At 23.4% G+C, this 21,264-nt stretch carries 16 protein-coding genes; 8 read left to right on the top strand and 8 right to left on the bottom strand.

The annotated features are described in order from the left end of the window. Positions 1-4: 4 nt before the first annotated feature. The 3 genes from KQ877_RS04120 to KQ877_RS01120 all read left to right on the top strand — a co-directional run bounded on the left by KQ877_RS04120 (position 5) and on the right by KQ877_RS01120 (position 4,373). Positions 5-2,203 carry a S16 family serine protease gene (locus tag KQ877_RS04120; RefSeq protein ID WP_216535790.1) on the top strand — a complete coding sequence of 733 codons (2,199 nt, stop codon included), beginning with the start codon at positions 5-7 and terminating at the stop codon, positions 2,201-2,203. Positions 2,204-2,784: 581 nt separating this feature from the next. Further along, positions 2,785-3,528: a glycerophosphodiester phosphodiesterase family protein gene (locus tag KQ877_RS01125; protein ID WP_216535789.1), complete on the top strand. Its 744-nt coding sequence runs from the start codon at positions 2,785-2,787 to the stop codon at positions 3,526-3,528. After that, positions 3,528-4,373 carry a hypothetical protein gene (locus KQ877_RS01120; RefSeq protein WP_216535788.1) on the top strand — a complete coding sequence of 282 codons (846 nt, stop codon included), beginning with the start codon at positions 3,528-3,530 and terminating at the stop codon, positions 4,371-4,373. The genes KQ877_RS01125 and KQ877_RS01120 overlap by 1 nt, the downstream gene beginning before the upstream one ends. 491 nt (positions 4,374-4,864) lie before the next feature. Here the strand turns inward: KQ877_RS01120 and KQ877_RS01115 are convergent, their stop codons facing one another. Next, the gene (locus tag KQ877_RS01115; RefSeq protein WP_216535787.1) at positions 4,865-5,188 is read right to left on the bottom strand and encodes a hypothetical protein; all 324 of its coding nucleotides are present in this window, start codon (positions 5,186-5,188) and stop codon (positions 4,865-4,867) included. 707 nt (positions 5,189-5,895) lie between these two features. Here KQ877_RS01115 and KQ877_RS01110 point away from each other — a divergent pair. Then, positions 5,896-6,516, top strand: coding sequence for an IS3 family transposase (locus KQ877_RS01110; protein ID WP_216535786.1), 621 nt, complete (start codon positions 5,896-5,898; stop codon positions 6,514-6,516). Between the two features lie 16 nt (positions 6,517-6,532). Here the strand turns inward: KQ877_RS01110 and KQ877_RS01105 are convergent, their stop codons facing one another. From KQ877_RS01105 to KQ877_RS01075, 7 genes are all read right to left on the bottom strand, one after another. Then, positions 6,533-6,793 (bottom strand): hypothetical protein, encoded by a 261-nt coding sequence (locus KQ877_RS01105; RefSeq protein ID WP_216535785.1) that lies wholly within the window; start codon positions 6,791-6,793, stop codon positions 6,533-6,535. Between the two features lie 145 nt (positions 6,794-6,938). Further along, a complete protein-coding gene (locus KQ877_RS01100) occupies positions 6,939-7,616 on the bottom strand; it encodes a hypothetical protein (RefSeq protein WP_216535784.1) in 678 nt (225 codons plus the stop codon). A 1,980-nt stretch (positions 7,617-9,596) separates the two neighbouring features. Continuing rightward, a complete protein-coding gene (locus KQ877_RS01095; RefSeq protein ID WP_216535783.1) occupies positions 9,597-10,121 on the bottom strand; it encodes a hypothetical protein in 525 nt (174 codons plus the stop codon). 78 nt (positions 10,122-10,199) lie between these two features. Then, a complete protein-coding gene (locus tag KQ877_RS01090) occupies positions 10,200-10,640 on the bottom strand; it encodes a restriction endonuclease subunit S (protein WP_216535782.1) in 441 nt (146 codons plus the stop codon). Positions 10,641-10,687: 47 nt separating this feature from the next. Next, entirely contained in the window at positions 10,688-11,206 is a 519-nt protein-coding gene (locus tag KQ877_RS01085) for a restriction endonuclease subunit S (RefSeq protein WP_216535781.1), read from the bottom strand. After that, complete coding sequence (locus KQ877_RS04115; RefSeq protein WP_216535780.1) at positions 11,199-12,938, bottom strand: HsdM family class I SAM-dependent methyltransferase; 1,740 nt, start codon at positions 12,936-12,938, stop codon at positions 11,199-11,201. Before KQ877_RS04115 ends, KQ877_RS01085 begins: the two co-directional genes overlap by 8 nt. A 1-nt stretch (position 12,939) precedes the next feature. Next, complete coding sequence (locus KQ877_RS01075; protein ID WP_216535779.1) at positions 12,940-13,152, bottom strand: hypothetical protein; 213 nt, start codon at positions 13,150-13,152, stop codon at positions 12,940-12,942. A gap of 160 nt (positions 13,153-13,312) precedes the next feature. Here KQ877_RS01075 and KQ877_RS01070 point away from each other — a divergent pair, with 160 nt between their 5' ends. The 4 genes from KQ877_RS01070 (at position 13,313) to KQ877_RS03595 (ending at position 21,110) form a co-directional block, all read left to right on the top strand. After that, the gene (locus KQ877_RS01070; protein WP_216535778.1) at positions 13,313-14,656 is read left to right on the top strand and encodes a hypothetical protein; all 1,344 of its coding nucleotides are present in this window, start codon (positions 13,313-13,315) and stop codon (positions 14,654-14,656) included. 301 nt (positions 14,657-14,957) lie between these two features. Next, positions 14,958-19,715: a leucine-rich repeat domain-containing protein gene (locus tag KQ877_RS04110; protein WP_216535777.1), complete on the top strand. Its 4,758-nt coding sequence runs from the start codon at positions 14,958-14,960 to the stop codon at positions 19,713-19,715. 273 nt (positions 19,716-19,988) lie between these two features. Further along, positions 19,989-20,132 carry a hypothetical protein gene (locus KQ877_RS03600; protein ID WP_246777994.1) on the top strand — a complete coding sequence of 48 codons (144 nt, stop codon included), beginning with the start codon at positions 19,989-19,991 and terminating at the stop codon, positions 20,130-20,132. Positions 20,133-20,489: 357 nt separating this feature from the next. Beyond that, positions 20,490-21,110: an IS3 family transposase gene (locus KQ877_RS03595; protein ID WP_246777993.1), complete on the top strand. Its 621-nt coding sequence runs from the start codon at positions 20,490-20,492 to the stop codon at positions 21,108-21,110. Positions 21,111-21,264: the final 154 nt, after the last annotated feature.

The following is a 21,264-nucleotide window of genomic DNA, read 5'->3' as shown; positions in this document are numbered from 1 at the left end:
AATTATGAAAAAAATAGATTGAAATATTGATTATGACGTATTTGTATTTTCAAAAAACAATATTTTTATTTTTGATAAAAGTAAAAATATTGTTAAAACTTCTTTTTTAGTAAATATAAAAGAAAAATATAATTTGCAAGTAGAACTTGTTAATGTGGAAAACTATAATACATTAAACAAAATAGAGTTAAAGGTTTTAAATTGAGATGAATGAAAACCAGATCTATTAATATGAAATAAAAATATTGCCAAAAACTCATTGAATATCTATAGATCATTTCAAGAAATTGATCAAATTATAAAAATTAACAAACCATTTTTATATGAATCTTCTTTATTTAAAAAAAACAAAGAAGAAATCTTATCTTATGATGTTAACAATGATATAGTTAATGAAATTTTAGCTTGGCATTCAATAATTTTAAAAACAATAACCTCATTTTTAGGTTCTAATATTGAAGATTATTATACAAATTATTTAAAATCTCACAATCTAGAAAAAATGACAGATTATGTTTTTAATAAATTATCTGATATATTAAGTCAATTAAATACAGAAAATAAAGAAAACTACATTCCACAACATATTTTAAATAGATATAAAAACAAATTAATTGATATTATTACCACAGAAGAAAAAGAAGGTAAATCGCCTTCTTTGATAATTGAAAAAGAAAAAAATGAATATCTTTTAAAATTACCTTGAAAAAAAGTTACAAACGATAGACTAAAATCTATTTCTATTCCTGAAAACTTTAAAAATAGTCCATTTGAAAAAATTGTTTCAGCTTATGAAAAGTTTATTTTGTCTTCAAATAATGTTACTCGCGATTTATCAAAAAATTTTATTTTTGAAAACAACGGAAAAATAGTTGTAGAAAAAAATATGTTTAATGAAAAAGAAGAAGAAAATAAAAGATTAGAGGTTACAATTTTTGCTTTAGATGGTCCACCAGGTATAGGAAAAACATATTTTTGTGAGCAAATAGCAAAAGTAATAAATAGAAAATTTGCAAAAATTTCACTAGGAAATGTAAGTAATTATAATTATTTTGATTCATCTGCTAATTCTAATAGTCCGGGAATAATTTTGAAGACTTTAATTGATTTAGGAGTATCTAATCCCTTAATTTTGCTTGATGAAATTGATAAACTACATACAAAAGGTCAAAATGAATTACTAGATATATTGGATCAAAAGCAAAATGATAGATTTTTAGATAAATATTTAGATGTTGAATATGATTTATCTAAAATTATCTTTATTACTTCAAGTAATGATATAAATAATGTTCCTGACTATATAAGAAGTAGACTTAATGTAATATATTTAGGTCCACTTACCTTAGATCAAAAAATTTCAGCATCAAAACAAATAATTAAAGAATTTAATGATATTTATGCAAATAATACTGATCAAAGACTTGTTTTTGAAGATAATGCAATTAAAACTTTAATTGAAAAAATTTCTTTTTTTGAAGATGGTGTTAGATCTTTAAAAGAAAATATTAGAATAGTATTTCAAGATTTATTTACAGATAATAAAAACAAATTAGTAACAGAAGAAATTATCAAAAAGATATTTGCAAATGAAATTGGCAAATATGAACAATATAAAGAAATGACTAACGAAAAATACAAGACGTGATCAGTCGGTAATGTTAATGGTTTAGCTGTTTCTAATTCAATAAATTCAGGAGTGCAAAGAATATACTCTGTAAAACAATATTTTAACATTCCCCCTACCCAACACATTCATTTTCTTTCTAATGTAACTGATACAGTAAAATTTTCTTCTAATCAAGCTTACCATTTTATAAGATCAAAAGTAAAAGAATATGACTTAGAAGATGCTAACATAGATAATTTACAGTTTGTTTTCTCTTTTTCTCATGTCTATATTCCATCAGATGGAGATAGTGCAGGTTTAGCTTTTATAACCTCTTTATTGAGTACAATAAAAAACAAACCTATCTCAAATCAATGAGCTATAACTGGTTCAATTGATCTAAATGGTAATTCCCAAGCTGTTGGTGGTATCAAAGAGAAAATAGAAGGTGCTTATAAAAATCAAGGAATTAAAAAATTTATTATTCCTATTTCCAATAAAAAAGATATAGAAACTATTGATTCAAAAATTGTAGAAGACATAGAAATAGTTTTAGTTTCTCATTATGATGAAGTCTATAAAATTTTATTTTAAAATAGCATCAAAATTTTAGTGTATTTCTAAATTCAAATACCAAGCAAACACTTACTTGCTTGGTATTTTTTTTATAAGTAAGCGGTTTTTTATATTGTTTAAAATGATATTTATGAAAAACTTATTTTATGAAATTTTATAGCATAAATTATTATTATTGTTTTTTACTTTTTATTTAGACTAATTACTATTTAATTGCGTAAATTGGTATATTCTTATATATTTGGTTACTTTTTCTGTTTTATTAAATCATTTTATTGATTACATCAAAATACATTTTAATTAATTGGTCGTTTTTAGTAGATTTAATCTTTTTAACAAGAACTCATTCATTTGTTTTTATTTTAATTTCAAAAGTTTTAATGAATTTAACTAAAAATTTGTATATTTTTGTAATTTGTTATAAGTTGCTTTAACGTAATAAAATTTTTAAACAAATTTATTGTAATTAAATTACAGTCCAAATTATAACTTCAGTATATTTTGTGGTGCTATGTAGTATATTTTTTTGCTTATTAAAATCTTGATATTATAATTAATATAAGTAATATAAATATAAATTTATTAAATTAAGGATGTATATGAAATCAAGAATAACTAGCAATCATTGAGTAATGACTTATAATATTTCACATCGAGGTTTTCATAATGAAAAATATCCAGAAAATTCAATTTCAGCATTTGAAAATGCTATGAAAAATAACTTTGCAATTGAATTAGATATTCACATATTAAAAGATAAAAATATTGTAGTTTTCCACGATGATTCTCTAAAAAGAATGACTTCTTTAGAAAAAAACATAGAAGACTGCACATATGAAGAATTAAATTTGTTAAATTTAAACAATACAACAGAAAAAATACCTTTATTTAAAGATGTATTAAACAAAGTTAATGGTTCTGTTCCATTAATGATTGAATATAAAAAAAGAGATTTAAAAAATTACGATTTAGAAAAAGAAAGTTGAGAGTTACTGAAAAACTATCAAGGGGAGTTTGTAATCCAATCATTTAATCCCTACGTTTTACTATGATTTAAAAATAACCACCCTGAAGTAATAAGGGGTCAATTATCAGGTGGTTTTGTAAACGAAAAGATGAATTTTATAAAAAAATCTTTTTTAAAAAATATGAAAATGAATAAAAAAACTGAACCTGATTTTATAAATTATCAAAAAGAATTTTTAGATTCAAAAGTAATTAAAAAATTACAATCAAAATTACCAATTTTAACCTGGACTATAAGAAATAAAAAAGAGTACCAAGAATTTAAAAACAAATCTTCAAATACAATTTTTGAAAATTTTGACCCCAGAGATTTATAATGAACCCAATTTTATCATTTTTTTTAGAAAATATTATTCCATATTTTATTAGTGTTGTATTTGGATTTTTAATTGGTAATTATGAGGATGCTAGAAATTTTTTTATGCGAATATTTTATTTTATAAAATATATAAACTATAAAAAAATAGTTTTAGTTTGAATGGATGATTCACAAGCAAAATCCAAAATAACAAAAAGACTTTCTGAACAAAACCCAAACATAAAATTTATTTCACTAAACAAAGTTAAAGATTTTTTAAAATTCCCTTTATTAAAAATATTTGGAATTATATTTTTCATTAGTGATGTAACAAAACTAAGTGCTAATGAAAAAAATAATACGAAATACCAAACTAAAATACTTAAATATGTAGAAAAAGGTCGTTTTTTTATTGGTACACATGATATTTTATATAGAAGAACAAATGCAAAAGAAATTAGTGCAAAATTTGATTATGAAGTTAATGAATTTGAAATTATTGACAAAGATGTTAATTATATATTAAATGAAGAATATAAAAATTTAAATTTAGTAAAAAAAATAAAAGAAAATAAACTAGATCATTTTGCATTAAGAGATAATGAAATTGTTTGAGGTGAATTCAATGAAGAAAATAACAACTTTGAAGTTCTTTATTGATCTGATAGACAACAATTAAAAAATAACGTTCAAGTTCCCTTATTAATTCATCAAAAAACCAATAATCAAGGTGATATGTATTGAATAAATAGTGCAGATAAGAGAAGTGAAGGTAAGAAAAATTGTTTAGAAAAAGCAGATTCTAAAATTATTAGATTGATTTCTTTATTAATAAATGATATTGCAGATACAAAAAATAAATAAAATAACATCAAAATTTTAATGTATTTCTAAATTCAAATACCAAGCAAATAGTTACTTGCTTGGTATTTTTATTTTTTATATTGTTTAAAAAGTTTTCTTGAAATTTTATTTTATCTAAATTATGTAAATAGATACACTATTAAATTCAATGTCTAACAATGTCTAATCATTTAGTTAAAATTCATTTTTTATTGAATTTTATACATTAGAAACAGAAATATATGTAAATAAATTACCAAAAATAAACTACATAAATTAATTAAAAAAGATAATAAATAATTTATAGAAAATTATAAAGTAGTGAATTTATAAAAATAAAGTATGAATAGAAATAAAAGAATTGTGCTAAATTAAATATATATTTAATTAAAATTGAACTTTAAATAACTTAAAAATGTTTTTTGGAGTTCAAGGTTTTAAAAAATAAAAAAATGGGTATTTATCCTAATTTTATGAATCTTGTTTTTACTATATATCTTATTTATTTATTATTAAAACTCAAAAATATGTTTATAAAGTATTTCATCATATTCAGTTAAATTTATATTCATAAATTTTTCTTTTGAAGCCTCAAAAGGACATAACTTATTATTTGTAGTGCAAAGATCAATTTCTTTGTGTGAATTTAATAAAAATTGGTAAAAATATTCTTGATCTTGACTGTTAAAATTTCTTATTAAAATGTCATTTCTGTTTACAATTTCAAATTTATTATTATCAATATTATTAACTAAATATAACTTTACATATTTATGCATAGCTTTTTCTCTGTCATTAGAATTTTCTAAATATTCTTTATGTTTATATACTGACATAATTGTCCTTACATGTATATTTTTAATGAAGTTTTAAATAATTTTCATATTAAAAATATTAATATGTTAGTTTTATTATTTTTATTACATTATAGCATTTACTAGTTAATTATTTATTTCAATACTTCAAAATATTATATTTTAAAAATTTATTAAGATACAAAAAAAGACAAAGCATTTAAAAGATTTTTTCATATTATAAAAAGATTATGATAAAAATTTTAAATAGAATTATTAATAAAAAAATCTATTGTAAATATCTTAATTAAAAAAATACAAACCATACTAAAGATGGACAAAAAAATTAACACTTCATGAATGTTAATTTTTTTAAAATGGTTAAAACCTGTATTCTCAAAGGTATGTATAGTAAGGAGAAGAAATGTCAAGACATTTAAATATCGATGAATGGGATTTAGTATTTGATGCTTATCAGTAAAATGGAATGATTGGAGCATTAAGAAAAATGCAAGCAATTTCACCAAAAACTAAATTTACGAAAAGAAAAAAGAAGTTGCAAATCTAAAGATTAAATCAGTTAAATTAGCATTATTTTTTAATCTCAGTAGACAAACTATTTCAAAGAGCAAAATTTCACAAAAAAAGAAAAAGTTATTCCTTATTCTAAAATTATAATTGAAGCATTTAAGGCAAATAAGTCTAGATTTGGAAGAAAAAAACTTAGTATATATATAAATGATCGTACATTGGGAAGATATTTAAAGTATTTAAAACTTCAATGTAAAGTAAGACAAAAGCGAAAGAAACCAGAAAATAAAGATACAAAATGCGCAATCAGTAATATCGTTCAAAGAGATTACAATGACAAATACAGTAGGAATATTTATGCAACTGATGTTTCATACATAAATGCACCCAAAGATGTAAATAGTAGTCATGTTTATATATCAGCAATAATTAGTCATAAAAGCAAAAAAATTATAGGATATAGACTAAATAAATTAAATGATTTAAATTTAGTTTTAGAAAATATTAAAGACATTGAAAAAGACAATTGTAACAATTTTATAATTCATTCAGATCACGGTTTTCAATATACAAATTATGAATATATTTCTGAAATCATTAGACTCAATGGGAAAATATCATTATCAAGAATTGGAAATTCATTAGACAATAGAGAAATAGAATATTGATTTGGAATAATTAAAATTGAATTATTAAACGATTTAGATTATACAAAAATCACGTTTAATGAATTAAATCAAAAAATTAATGATTATGTTTTTTGATACAACAATGATCGAATACAATCAAATTTAGGTTGAAAAACACCACAGCAATATGCTACGGTGTTATCTAATTAAAAAATGTTAATATTTATTATTCATGTTTAATTTTACTTACATATTTTTTATTAAGGTTGATAAGTTCTTCTTCGTCAATTTTAACACGTTTTTTACCTTTGACTAACTCTTTTATTTTTTTAAATAGGTCATCAGATATATTCTCTCGTATATTGGTTTTTGACAATTCACTATAATTTATTGAATCTGTGTAAAAAACTTTATCACAATCTATAATTGTTGAACTTTTAAAAGGATTGCGCTTTGGGTTTGGTTTTTCAATAATATAATCGTTCATTAATCTATCTTGCGATTTAGTTATCTTATAACTTTGACACTTAACAAACTCGTGTTGAATGTTATTTTTTATACAAATATACATATGACTTTCTTTTTTTAACCCTTGACTATAAGGTATTTTCAACCTTATCACATCTTTTATATTAATCAATTACCAAGTCTCCATCTTCATCGATTTCTACATAAACAGGATTATATAATTCAGGGTCTTTAGAAACAGAAGTTAATATATCCCAATGTTCTGGTTTGATCGCTTTTGCGTCTTTATTACTAAAAACAAAATACTTTTCACCTATTTCATAAATAGTTGAATTGTTAATTGTTTCTATAGAAGTTATGGAATTTAGTTTTTCAATTAATTTAAAATCATCATCATTTAAATCTTTTTCATCCAAATCTACATGTTTTCCACCACTCATAATCAACTCTTTTTTAGTTGACCACAAATTCATTTGGTGTGTTAAATCAGACAATTCTTCTTGAGTTAGTGTGGCAACTAAAAAATTTGCTTTTTTTGCTCTTTCTAAATTGACTAAAAAATAATTTTCTTTGAATGATTTTGTAATCTTTTTATTGAAATCTTCTTTGTTGTGAGTGTAATAACCCCACACGTTACTAAAAACAGGCCCATTTTTATATCCTTTTAGATTACTAAAATCGCTTTTATCTCCATCTATTTTTGAAAACAATTCATAAAAAAACAGAAATTTTTGAAATTTTAATGGTGTTTTATATGTATCATAATAGTTTTCTTTTAATCAACCACTTAATGCTAATTTTCTTTTATTTAAAAGTATTTCACTTTGATTTTTTACTCTCATAACTACTCCTTAAAATATTTTTACATCTTATTATAAACATATAATAGCGTCGCAATACATCTTTAATTATAATATCATATATTTTCTTAAAAACATTTTAAGTCTCTAAAAATAAAAAAATGATGGGTTATATAGCTGATAACAACCGCATCCTATATAGTTATTTAGCAACCTTATTTTATTAACGTGCAGCTATGCTAGCAAGTCGGTTATTCCACTTATTACACACATATAAGTATGATATCATATTTTTGAGATTTAAAAAAATTTAAATATATGAAATAAAAAATATGAAATAAAAAACAAAAGATCCAATTTCTAATAAAGTATTAATGTAATGAAAAAATAATTATGAAATTACAAAATATATCAATTGAATATTAGTAAGAGTTAAATTAAAATATGCATCAATAATATTGTTTTAGCACTTGACTTTTAAAAGATAATAAGTTAAATTATTCTCAAAAGATTTGTCTATAAACAAAATATATCAACATAAATATTTTCAAAACCTTTGTATAAATTCATAAAAATAGTAGAATATTTGTATGAATCTCTACAAAGTAGTACATATTATAAGAGAAAATTATGATTAAATACACAAATGTATGAAAATATTGACAGTTATAAGGAAATACGAAAATTTTGAAGAAATAAAAAGATTACTTCGGTTAGCTAACCATCCTTAATTGTTTTTTTGCAATAATGGGTTGGTTTAAAAGAAATTAACCTTGTGAATAATCTCAAATATATAGTGTCAAATAAAAAACAAAAATTCTCATTTATCAAACTTAAAAAAGTGGAACTTTTGTTTTTTATTTCACGTAGTTTTACAAAAAAATAAAAAAGCAACACAGTAAAGTGCGTCTGAAAAATATTTTTTTCTCTGTTTGCTTACTCACCATATAATCCACTTTCAAGTATCAACTGCGGCGATTCAAATATATATTGATAACACTTTATGCATTAAATATTTAGTTTTATAAATAAATTTACTTGAATATTAAAATTCAAAAATAAAAAAATAAAAAAATGATATTATATAGTTACAAGTCGCAAAGACACTGTTACTATATTGGTAGAACAACCATTTAAACGCTATGTGTTAGCGTCAACAATATAGGGGGACTGCTAAGTGCAGTCTTTTATTTTTTCTTTAAAAAGTTTTATAATATAAAAAGGTATATTTATGAACTTAAAAATTTTTTCTGATGAATCTGGGATTTTTGATCTTAAAAATAATAGATATTATATATTATCTGGAATATTAACTTTTAATAAAAAAAGATTTTATGAATGCTATATTAAAATATAGAGATGTGTAAATGGATATTAAAAAAGAATTGAAAATGAACGAGGAAATTGAATTAAAAGCATTTCGCACTCCAATAAAATATAAAAGAAGAATGTTAAATGTAATGAAAAATATTACAAATTTGCAATTATAATAGATTTAGAAAAATATATCCTAACATTATGAGTGATAAACTTCATAAACAAGCTTTTCAAGACTATGCATACTCTTGTAGTGTTAAAATGTTTTTATTTCTTTGGAAAGTAAAAAAAATCATTTCGTTAAAAGACATATAATCTATTAATTTTTATTTAGTTTTATTTCGATGAAAGACCTATTTCATCATCTGGTTGATACGATTTGTAAAAATCATTAACAAAAGAAATAAAGGTCGGAAAATATGATGAATCTTTTTCAAAACTACATCCAGGAATAATACCAGAAGAAAAAAATTTAAAATATGAAAATTCAAAAAAACAATTATCTAATTAGGCAAGTGATTTCTTGCCTAATTATTTATTTTATTTGTGAAATAATAAAGAATCTAATGATGTGAAAAAAATTTTGAAGAAAAAAGATAAGTTATTCACAATAGAATTACCATAAAAAAAATTAAACAAAAAAATCATTATACGATGATTTTTTTGTTTTTAATTTATAACTTATTGAGTAGTTATATTATTTTGTTAATTTTCAATATTTGTAGTTGTAATTATTTTTATATTTTGTTCTTTAAATTTAATATAATATTTCTCTTCGATTTTTCTGTTTATTTGTTTAAGTATTTCTGAGTCATGTGATTTATATTTATTTTCATAAATATAATTTGGTATACTAATCTGAAGAGTGTTTTTTTTCTTTTTTAAACCCACGTATAAGTTCCATCATACAAAGAAACGAGGTGCTGATACTATAAATTTGACTAAAATAGAATGAAATATCCCTATTAAAGATAAAAATATTGAAATAATTAAACCTCAGTTATTTTTAATACCATTATTTGCATTGTATTGAGTATGACCAAATAAATAAATAAGGGGTATCATAAGAAATATTGTCTGTGTTGTAGCTAAAATAATTCCACTTCATCTTGTAACTGAAAAACATCTGTCTTCTATTTTTTTAAAGATAACATCTATAATATTTAGATTATCAAATTCAGAAATAGTTATTTGTGTTTTTCATTTATTATTTTTACTTTTTGGTTTCATATTTGCTCCTATCTTATTTTATTGTTGCAATATGTAATAATCATATTGTATTTATATTTTAATGAATAAAAATTTTTTTTAAATAAATTTTGAATAAGGAAGTGACTTAATATATTCTTCCATAAATTTTCAGTCAGGCTTCCCTACTTTATCTATAGGGAGTTTAATTTTAGTTAATCCTACTAAACCATTTTTAGGTTTTCTCATATAAGCATATCTATAATTCTCTAAATTTAAAATTGAAACTATAAACATAGCAGAATATTTATTCATCTGTCTTGAATAGATTATTTCAGAATCAGTGCTATAACATGCATAATTACTTTGATATTTAGCTGTAAAAGCATTTACACCATTAGTTGTTATAGAAATAACACCCTTTATATTTGTTGGTGTTTCGTCAACGTATTTGACAATTGAATTATTTTCGATAGTAGAAGAAACAAATGGAATATTCCCTTCATTTTCAGGAATTGAACTGTATTTTTTAATTTTTGGAATATCAAAAATATCTTTCACAATAAACCATTTTCACTTACTGATATCAAGCTCAAACTTGTTGTTGATTAATGATTCAGTAAGTTCAGAACTCTCTCTCTCTCTCTCTCTCTTAACTCTTTAATATAATTAGTCATATAATCTCAATCTATACTTCCATCGGCTTTAGCCGGAAGTTTGATTTCAGATTCAGCAAGTTTTGGTGATCTACCTCTCCCGAAAGATCATTTTGGTTTTTCTAAATCTGCAACTGCTACTATAAACAAACCATTATGCTCGTTAAGATTTTTGTTATATCCTAATGTATTTGATGTAGATTGAATTGTTTCAATATCAAAATAATTACAATATCCATTGCTACCTGCACCCTGACATATAAAACAGATACAATTAGCTTCTGATACTAAATCACGTTCATATTCACATCATTGTATCACTCCATTTTCTGTTTTTTTAGCCCCAATATATGGAACATCTTTTCCTTTGGTTAAATCTGGAGCATTTGAACATTTTCCTTTTACTAATTTAGGAAAAATTTCTTTAATTTTGAAAAATTTTCAATTAGTAGTATCGAGTTTATTATTCATTAATATCCCCTCCTTTGACTTTGAAAGCAATAAAATCTCTAATTGACTGAATGAAATTTTCTTCAGTTAATATAGAATAATCAGTTTTCATATAAGCTTCAGCTAATCACTCATCTTCAGCTGTTATACATTTTAATACTGAATAACCAGCTTCTTCTTTCTTATAATCATAAAGTTCTAATCATTTCTTCTTTGTTGAATTTCAATCTCTTTTTTCAATTCTTCCTTTGTTTTTACGTTTGATAAAGCCATCATCTTTGAAATAACCAAAGAAAGTTGGTTTAGTTGAATCATGTGAAATACCTAATTCAAATAACATAATACAAGCATTGACTGAAGCTCCAGGATGAAAAATCTCGTCATTCATACTGAAGACAGCTTTTAATGTGTGGTTCTTCAACATTTTCTTTTTATATGCAGCAACAGCTTTGTCTGTTCCAATAGCACATTGTAAAGGAAGAATTGTTGCTAATTTTCCTTTTCCAACAACCGAAGCGACATATTCGACAAAATAAAAGCCTTTAGTTGCATCCATATCTTTTTTAGAATTAACAGGACAATCTTTAGGCATTTTTTGTCCATTAAATGGAGGGTTCATTAATACAACATTAATATCTTTTGATTTAATTCATTCTCTTCTATCAAAACAAGAATCTCAAACAACATTAGTTTTACCATCTTGATGGATTAACATATTAGTGGTTGCTAAACCAAAAGCTTTTTCTTCTTTTTCAATTCCAAATATTTGATTTTTCTTAATATTAATTTTTGCTTCTTCGTCCCTACCGGCTTTTGCAAGCATTTTAGACATTGCTTGAACTAAAAAAGCACCTGAGCCACAAGTCGGATCTAAAACTCTTGAAGCTTTATTAACTTCAGCAATCTCACACATAAAATCAGTAATATGTGTCGGTGTAAAAGCTTGATTCTTATCTGCTTTACCAACATATTTATTGAATGTAGTAAAGAATAAATTTAGTAAATCTTCTCCTTGTGATGTTGTGCAATCAATATAAGGAATCAAATTTCTATTGATTTTATCAACCAAATGAATCATATCATTTGGTTTCATTTCTCTTATTTCTTGTTGCTTAAGAATATTAATTAATAAGTCAGTTTTGACTTTCTTATTTTCATCATTATCAATTTTAGATTCTAAAATCTCAACGATTCTTGCAATAATTTCTTTAGTTTTAAGTCCATGACTATATTCAAGTCCATTATTTAAAGCTACAAGTAATGAACCTACAAATTGACTTCTAATCTTTTCGGGAATTCCATATTTATGCAAATTATTATTTAATGAGTTTGTAGTTTCGATAACATTATTCTTATCATTTTTACGATTTTCAAATAGATCTACATAATATTGCATTGAATTAATAGTTGTTTCATCTTCTAATTCAATTTCATTTTTTCAAACTTTAATTTTTTCACTATTTGTATCATAAAGAATAGCAATAATATTATTCTTCGGCTTATATTCACGTTCTCATCTAACATAAGATAATAATTGATCTATTTCATTTTGTGAAAAATTTTTCTTTTTTGTTTTTTTAGTTTCAATCAGCAAAGATACATTAGATTTTTCAAATCTTATATCTAACTTTCAATGTGCTTCGTCTTGTTTAGGAGGCCTCTTTAAAGCCTGAACATAGCTAAATTCATCAGTTTCAAGATTAGCAGTCAAAAAATCACTACCTACTTTGTTTATTATGTTGTTTCTTGTCATATTATCTGACCTCCATTTCATAATAATCAGCAATGATGGTATCTACCACTTTAGGAGCTAAGAGATTATACTCTTTAGAATCATTGTTTTTCTTAAATTTTATTAATGTTCTATTGATAACACCATCTGTGTTTAAATGATAACTTGGTGTTATACCTAGTTCTTGATAGAAATCAAAAATTCCTTCAATTTTGCTAATATATTGTTTTTTCATATTAATATCCTTGTTTTTTATTAAATATAATAAGTATAATTATACCAATATCTAAAATATTTTTTTAAATTATATAATATTAAAAATTTATATAATAAATTTTTTCTTTTTATGATATAATGATATTAACTAGATTATCTTACTCATTTGGAGATAAATTATGAAACACGCTAAAAAATATTTATGATTTATACCTACTTTATCATTACTTTCAATTGCTTCTATTTCAGCAAGTTGTGCACCACAAATAGTTAAAAAAGATAAAAAACCTAAAAAATCATTTTTTGAAAGATATAATGTTACCGAAGCTGAAATGAATTTACTATTAAAAAGACATGCAGATTATGTAAATATATACGATGTAGATGATGAATTTTTAAAAAAAGAAATAGATTTATATCGAGAAATTGCTAAAAAAGTAGAAATCTCTAAACAACAAACTGCAGAATTAATAGACGAAATAAATAATTTCTATGAAGATAACTATGCAAAATTAATAAACGAAGATTTAAGAAATTATTATTTATTGTATAAAAATAAAATTATTAAATCTATAAACATAGAGCTTCAAGAATACATAGAAAAACAAAATTCCAAATGAATTAATAATGATTATGCACATATAAGAAGTAGTTTTTCGTCTTTTATTAAGAGTTTTAAAAATGACAAGTGACTTGTATTTTCTCAAAATGATAGTGTTGATGTTTCATCATGAGTTTTAGATGAGGACATAAAAACTTGATATACTGATAGCATAATTAATGATTATAATGTAATAATTGAAACAAAAAAAGTACTATTTGCTGAAAAAGATGCAAAAAGATTTAGTTATGGAGAAGCTACTAACGCTTTGTGACCATATAAAACAGATGGAATTGATGAAGAAATTTTAGAGTTTCGCAAAAAAGTAAAAGATATAGCTAATAAAGAATTTCAAAAAATAATAGCTACAATTAAAAACATAATTCCTACAATAATTTCAAAAAACTGAGATTTAGAACATCAAATTTTAGCATTAGCAAAATATCTAGTGGTTAAAGTTGATTATGTTAAAGGATACGATAATAAATATTTAGATGAATATAAAAGATTCATTCCTATTTATTCTCAACAACACATATTATCCTTAAATAATAAAATAGCTCAATTTAATTGTATGGGATATACTAGTTTTATACAACTAGGTCTTAATGCTTTAGGACATAATAAAGATATTGATATTCGTGCTCAATCCACTTATTATCGTAATTATAGATATAGAAGTACAAGATTACCTCACGTTAATATTGGTATAACATATAAAAATCAAGATTATGTTATTGATGCAACATTTGCAGATGGTTGACATACATCAGATAAAGATAATATTTGAAAATTTTATAATCTTACCCGTAGAATAAAAGAAAATATATTAATACCACTAAAAAAATATTTAAAAGATAACAATTTACATTTAAAAATATATAACAAAGATCACCAAGTGATTGATACTATAAATTATTAAATAATTAAACTAACTAAATGATAGTTTTATATAAAAAAACTATAATATTAACTAATTAAAAATACTTTTTATTATACATGTTTGAATAATGTGGATATGCAAATTAACAAACCTAATGAAATATAATATTATAAAATAACATAACAAAAGATATCAAGCGTGAAAAAAGTGTTTGATGTCTTTTTTGTTAATGCACATTACATTATTATTTAATAAATGCAAATAAAGTATTATTAATATTAAATATTAATATTTTGTAAAATATAATATATAGTCAAATAATAATTTATGGGAATAAACAATGGAAATAGAAAAAGATGAATATAAGAATGGTTATATTGAAGAACTAAAAGAATCAGAAGAATATAGTTTTAATGAAAAAATAATAAAAGTATGACTAGATAATGAAAAAACCATTAATGAATGGACTTTTGCACATTGCCAAAATATCGAAACAGCAACGCTTGAAAATGTAGAAGAAATAAAGCAATATGCTTTTTTTGGTAATAAAAAATTAAAATGAGTTAGAATGCCAAAAGTAAAAAAAATAAAAAATAATGCATTTGAAAATTGTGTTTCTTTAGAGAAAATTTCTCCTGATAATAAATTGGAACATTTAGATGAGTTAGGTGAATGCGCATTTTACAATACTAAAAAATTAAAATCTGTAAATTTTCCTAAATTAAAAAAAATAGGTAAAGAAGCGTTTAAAAAGTGTGAAATTAGCGATGAATTAACTTTTGATGAAGTTGAAAGCATAGCAGAATCTGCGTTTGAAGACGCTAAAATATCAAAATTAATTTTTAAACAAATAAATAATAATTGTATAAAAATTGAAAAAAATGCATTCAAAAATTCGCATATTAAATCTTTAGAAGTAAATGGACAAAATAATAAAATTGAAATTAAAGTAGAAGAAATAGGTGAATCTGCATTTGAAAATACATCTTTAATTTATGAAAATGAAAATAGTGAAGTGAAAATAAGTGAATTAAAAGTTATACCAGAAAATTGTTTTAAGGGAGCTAAGATATATCATCTAAATGCAATTAATGTAACCGAAGTAAAAGAAAATGCATTTGAAAATTGTGAAATAGATAAATTAGATTTGGTAGAAGTAGAAGAAATAGGAAACTATGCATTTAAGGATTCAAAAATAAAAAATTTAAATATAAAAAGAAGTGGAAAGGGATTAAAAAAAATATACCCCCATTCTTTTGATGGTTTGAATTCTGAAATTAAAAAAAGTATTACATTAAACATAGATATAGTCGAAGATATTGATGAATTTTTCAAAAATCCCGAAAATCAAGAATTAATTATTAAAAAACAATTAAAAAATTATAAAGATGTCGAAATGATATTACAAGAAGGTCGTCAAAATGAATCTAATTTAATTAAATTAATAAGTAATGAAAAAACAAAAGACCCTATTATTATAGATAGCATAGATATGGAAGAAACCGAAGAAAATAAAATACTTATTTTGGGTGAATTATTTTGACATAATTGAACTGATGAAGACAAACAAAAGATAAGAATTCAAAAATTAGTAAGTAAAAATATAAAAGAAATTTCTAAAGAAGCATTTAAAGATAATTTCGATATTGAAGAAATTGACTTATCAAGTGTTCAAAAAATAGGTGAAAAAGCTTTTTTAGGTGCTAAATATTTAGAAAAAGTACATTTACCAGAAGTTACTGAAATAGGTGCTGAAGCATTTAAAGATGCTAAATTATTAAAAGAATTTACAGCTGAAAAAGTAAATAAAATTGGACTTGATGCTTTTGAAAATACAGAATATTTAGAATCTATAGAAAAAGAAAATGGTCAAAAGCTTAAAGATGGCATTCTATTTGAATACGACAAAGACGAATTAGTTATTTCAGAAGATATAAAATGTATAAGCCAAAGTGTTCTTGATAAATTAAAAAAAATAACTATACAAAACGAAAATGCAAATCTATATTTTACAAAAGATAGCAAAATAGAAGATATTACTATTGATGTCAATAATTTTACATTATTAAATATTGATTTAACAAATATAGAAATAGAAAAGGATATAGCATTAACATTTTTAAAAAAATATGGTGTTTTAGACGGTATTGATTTATCAAAGTTAAAGAAAAAAATAATTTTAAATAATGTAAAAAAAGTTTTAGGACCTATTAAAGATGAAAGTGGCATAAATAAAGAAATAACTTTACCAGAAGTTACTGAGATAGGTGAAAATGCATTTAAGGAAGTAAAAACACTAAAATCATTAATAGCACCTAAATTAAAAACCATTGAACATAGTGCTTTTGCATTTACATCAATTGAGCAACTAAATTTACCAGAAGTTACTAAAATAGATTCATGAGCATTTAATGAAGTAAAAACACTAAAATCATTAAAAGCAGATAAATTAGAAACAATCGGTAGAGAAGCATTTGTGCATACATCAATTGAGCAACTAAATTTACCAGAAGTTACTAAAATAGAATGATTAGCATTTGGTGAAGTAAAAACACTAAAATCATTAAAAGTAGATAAATTAAAAACCATTGAATTTTTAACATTTTTTAAAACATCAATTGAGCAACTAAATTTACCAGAAGTTACTAAAATAGATCTATGAGCATTTAATGAAGTAAAAACACTAAAATCATTAATAGCACCTAAATTAGAAACCATTGAAGATAGGGCTTTTGAATTTACATCAATTGAGCAACTAAATTTACCAGAAGTTACTAAAATAGATTCATGAGCATTTAATGAAGTAAAAACACTAAAATCATTAACAGTAGATAAATTAAAAACCATTGGTGCTGGTGCTTTTGCATTTACATCAATTGAGCAACTAAATTTACCAGAAGTTACTAAAATAGATTCACAAGCATTTAAGGAAGTAAAAACACTAAAATCTTTAAATAAAGTAGATAAATTAGAAACAATCGGTAGCGAAGCATTTTTACATACATCAATTGAGCAACTAAATTTACCAGTAGTTGATGAGATAGGCGATTGAGCATTTAATGAAGTAAAAACACTAAAATCATTAAAAGCAGATAAATTAACAACCATTGGTGCTGGTGCTTTTGCATTTACATCAATTGAGCAACTAAATTTACCAGAAGTTACTAAAATAGGCGATTGAGCATTCTTATATACATCAATTGAGCAACTAAATTTACCAGTAGTTGATGAGATAGGCGATTGAGCATTTAATGAAGTAAAAACACTAAAATCATTAAAAGCAGATAAATTAAAAACCATTGGTGCTGGTGCTTTTGCATTTACATCAATTGAGCAACTAAATTTACCAGAAGTTACTAAAATAGATTCATGAGCATTTAATGAAGTAAAAACACTAAAATCATTAACGGCAGATAAATTAGAAACAATCGGTAGCGAAGCATTTTTAGGTACATCAATTGAGCAACTAAATTTACCAGAAGTTATTGAAATAAGTTATTGAGCATTTAATGAAGTAAAAACACTAAAATCATTAACAGTAGATAAATTAAAAACCATTGGTGCTGGTGCTTTTGCATTTACATCAATTGAGCAACTAAATTTACCAGAAGTTACTAAAATAGATTCACAAGCATTTAAGGAAGTAAAAACACTAAAATCTTTAAATAAAGTAGATAAATTAGAAACAATCGGTAGCGAAGCATTTTTAGGCACATCAATTGAGCAACTAAATTTACCAGAAGTTACTAAAATAGATCCACAAGCATTTAAGGAAGTAAAAACACTAAAATCTTTAAATAAAGTAGATAAATTAGAAACAATCGGTAGCGAAGCATTTTTACATACATCAATTGAGCAACTAAATTTACCAGTAGTTGATGAGATAGGCGATTGAGCATTTAATGAAGTAAAAACACTAAAATCATTAACGGCAGATAAATTAAAAACCATTGGTGCTGGTGCTTTTGCATTTACATCAATTGAGCAACTAAATTTACCAGAAGTTACTAAAATAGATTCACAAGCATTTAAGGAAGTAAAAACACTAAAATCTTTAAATAAAGTAGATAAATTAGAAACAATCGGTAGCGAAGCATTTTTACATACATCAATTGAGCAACTAAATTTACCAGTAGTTGATGAGATAGGTGATTGAGCATTTAATGAAGTAAAAACACTAAAATCATTAACAGTAGATAAATTAACAACCATTGGTGCTGGTGCTTTTGCATTTACATCAATTGAGCAACTAAATTTACCAGAAGTTACTAAAATAGGCGATTGAGCATTCTTATATACATCAATTGAGCAACTAAATTTACCAGTAGTTGATGAGATAGGCGATTGAGCATTTAATGAAGTAAAAACATTAAAATCATTAACGGCAGATAAATTAAAAACCATTGGTGCTGGTGCTTTTGCATTTACATCAATTGAGCAACTAAATTTACCAGAAGTTACTAAAATAGATTCATGAGCATTTAATGAAGTAAAAACACTAAAATCATTAACGACAGATAAATTAGAAACAATCGGTAGCGAAGCATTTTTAGGTACATCAATTGAGCAACTAAATTTACCAGAAGTTACTAAAATAGATTCACAAGCATTTAAGGAAGTAAAAACACTAAAATCATTAACGACAGATAAATTAGACACAATCGGTAGCGAAGCATTTTTAGGTACATCAATTGAGCAACTAAATTTACCAGAAGTTACTAAAATATATTCACAAGCATTTAAGGAAGTAAAAACACTAAAATCTTTAAATAAAGTAGATAAATTAGAAACAATCGGTAGCGAAGCATTTTTTAAAACATCAATTGAGCAACTAAATTTACCAGAAGTTATTGAGATAGGTGATGGAGCATTTTATCGAGTGAAAACACTAAAATCATTAATAGCAGATAAATTAAAAACCATTGGTGCTAGTGCTTTTGCATTTACATCAATTGAACAATTATATTTACCTAAAATTGAAAAAATTAGAAAATTTGCATTTCAAAATTGTACTAATCTCAAAAAAGTAAGTCTAAAAAAAGGCGCAATCATAGATAAACATGCATTTGATAATGGTGTTACTATAGAATATATTTAACAAGCAAAAGAATCTTAATTTATTATTAAAGTTCTAATCATTTTTAATTTGCTACTTAACAGTGGTGAATTATCTTAATAAAAAAATTTTCAATTAAAATTAACATTTATAATAAAGATGGACAAAAAAATTAACATTTCGCGAATGTTAATTTTTTTACAAACTGTTTAAAATCTGTATTCTCAAAGGTGTGTATAGTAAGGAGACGAAATATCAAGACATTTAAATATTGATGAATGGGATTTATTATTTGATGCTTATCAACAAAATGGAATGATTGGAGCATTAAGAAAAATGCATGTAATTTCACCAAAAACTAAATTTGCGAAAAGAAAAAATTTATCAGCAAGAATTAAAAAAGCAATTAAATATTATAATTTAGGAATGAAAGAAAAATTGTTAACAAAAAAGGTGTAGATAGAAAACCTGGTTCTGGAAGACCAAAAAAGAACCTGATTTTGATTGAGAAATTTTTGATAGAAATGATTGAATTGAAATAGCAAAAAGATATTATGAAATAACAAATCAAAAACCTAAAAAAGACAAGAAAAAAGAAGCTGCAAATCTAAAGATTAAATCAGTTAAATTAGCATTATTTTTTAATCTTAGTGGACAAACTATTTCAAAGAGCAAAAATTTCACAAAAAAAGAAAAAGTTATTCCTTATTCTAAAATTATAATTGAAGCATTTAAGGTAAATAAGGCTAGATTTGGAAGAAAAAACTTAGTATATATATTTATATTAAATATAAAGTATATATAAATGATCGTACATTGGGAAGATATTTAAAGTATTTAAAACTTCAATGTAAAGTAAGACAAAAGCGAAAGAGACCAGAAATTAAAGATACAAAATGTGTAATTGATAATATCGTTCAAAGGGATTACAATTACAAATATAACAGGAATATTTATGCAACTGATGTTTCATACATAAATGCACCCAAAGATGTAAATAGTAGTCATGTTTATCTATCAGCAATAATTAGTCATAAAAGCAAAAAAATTATAGGATATATACTAAATAAATCAAATGATTTAAATTTAGTTTTAGAAAATATTAAAGACATTGGAAAAGACAATTGTAACAATTTTATAATTCATTCAGATCACGGTTTCCAATATACAAATTATGAATATATTTCTGAAATCATTAGACTCGGTGGGAAAATACCGCTATCAAGAATTGGAAATTCATTAGACAATAGAGAAATAGAATATTGATTTGGAATAATAAAAACTGAATTATTAAACGATTTAGATTATACAAAAATCACGTTTAATGAATTAAATCAAAAAATTAATGATTATGTTTTTTGATACAACAATGATCGAATACAATCAAATTTAGGTTGAAAAACACCACAACAATATGCTGTGGTGTTAGTTAATTAAAAATGTTAATATTTATTGTCCGTGTTTATAAAAATGTTATTTTTTTGTATAACAACATAGTTATAGTGACTTATTAAAAAAGTAAAAAAATAATTTAAACAAATAATTAATATTAAAATATACTTAGAAATTAAAGATAAAAAATACAAAAACT

It is taken from the genome of Mycoplasma zalophi (assembly GCF_018914005.1).
In the GTDB taxonomy this organism is placed as follows: domain Bacteria; phylum Bacillota_I; class Bacilli_A; order Mycoplasmatales; family Metamycoplasmataceae; genus Metamycoplasma; species Metamycoplasma zalophi_A.
Note: the sequence above shows the minus strand (reverse complement) of the source record. Positions and strands in the feature narration are given on the sequence as shown.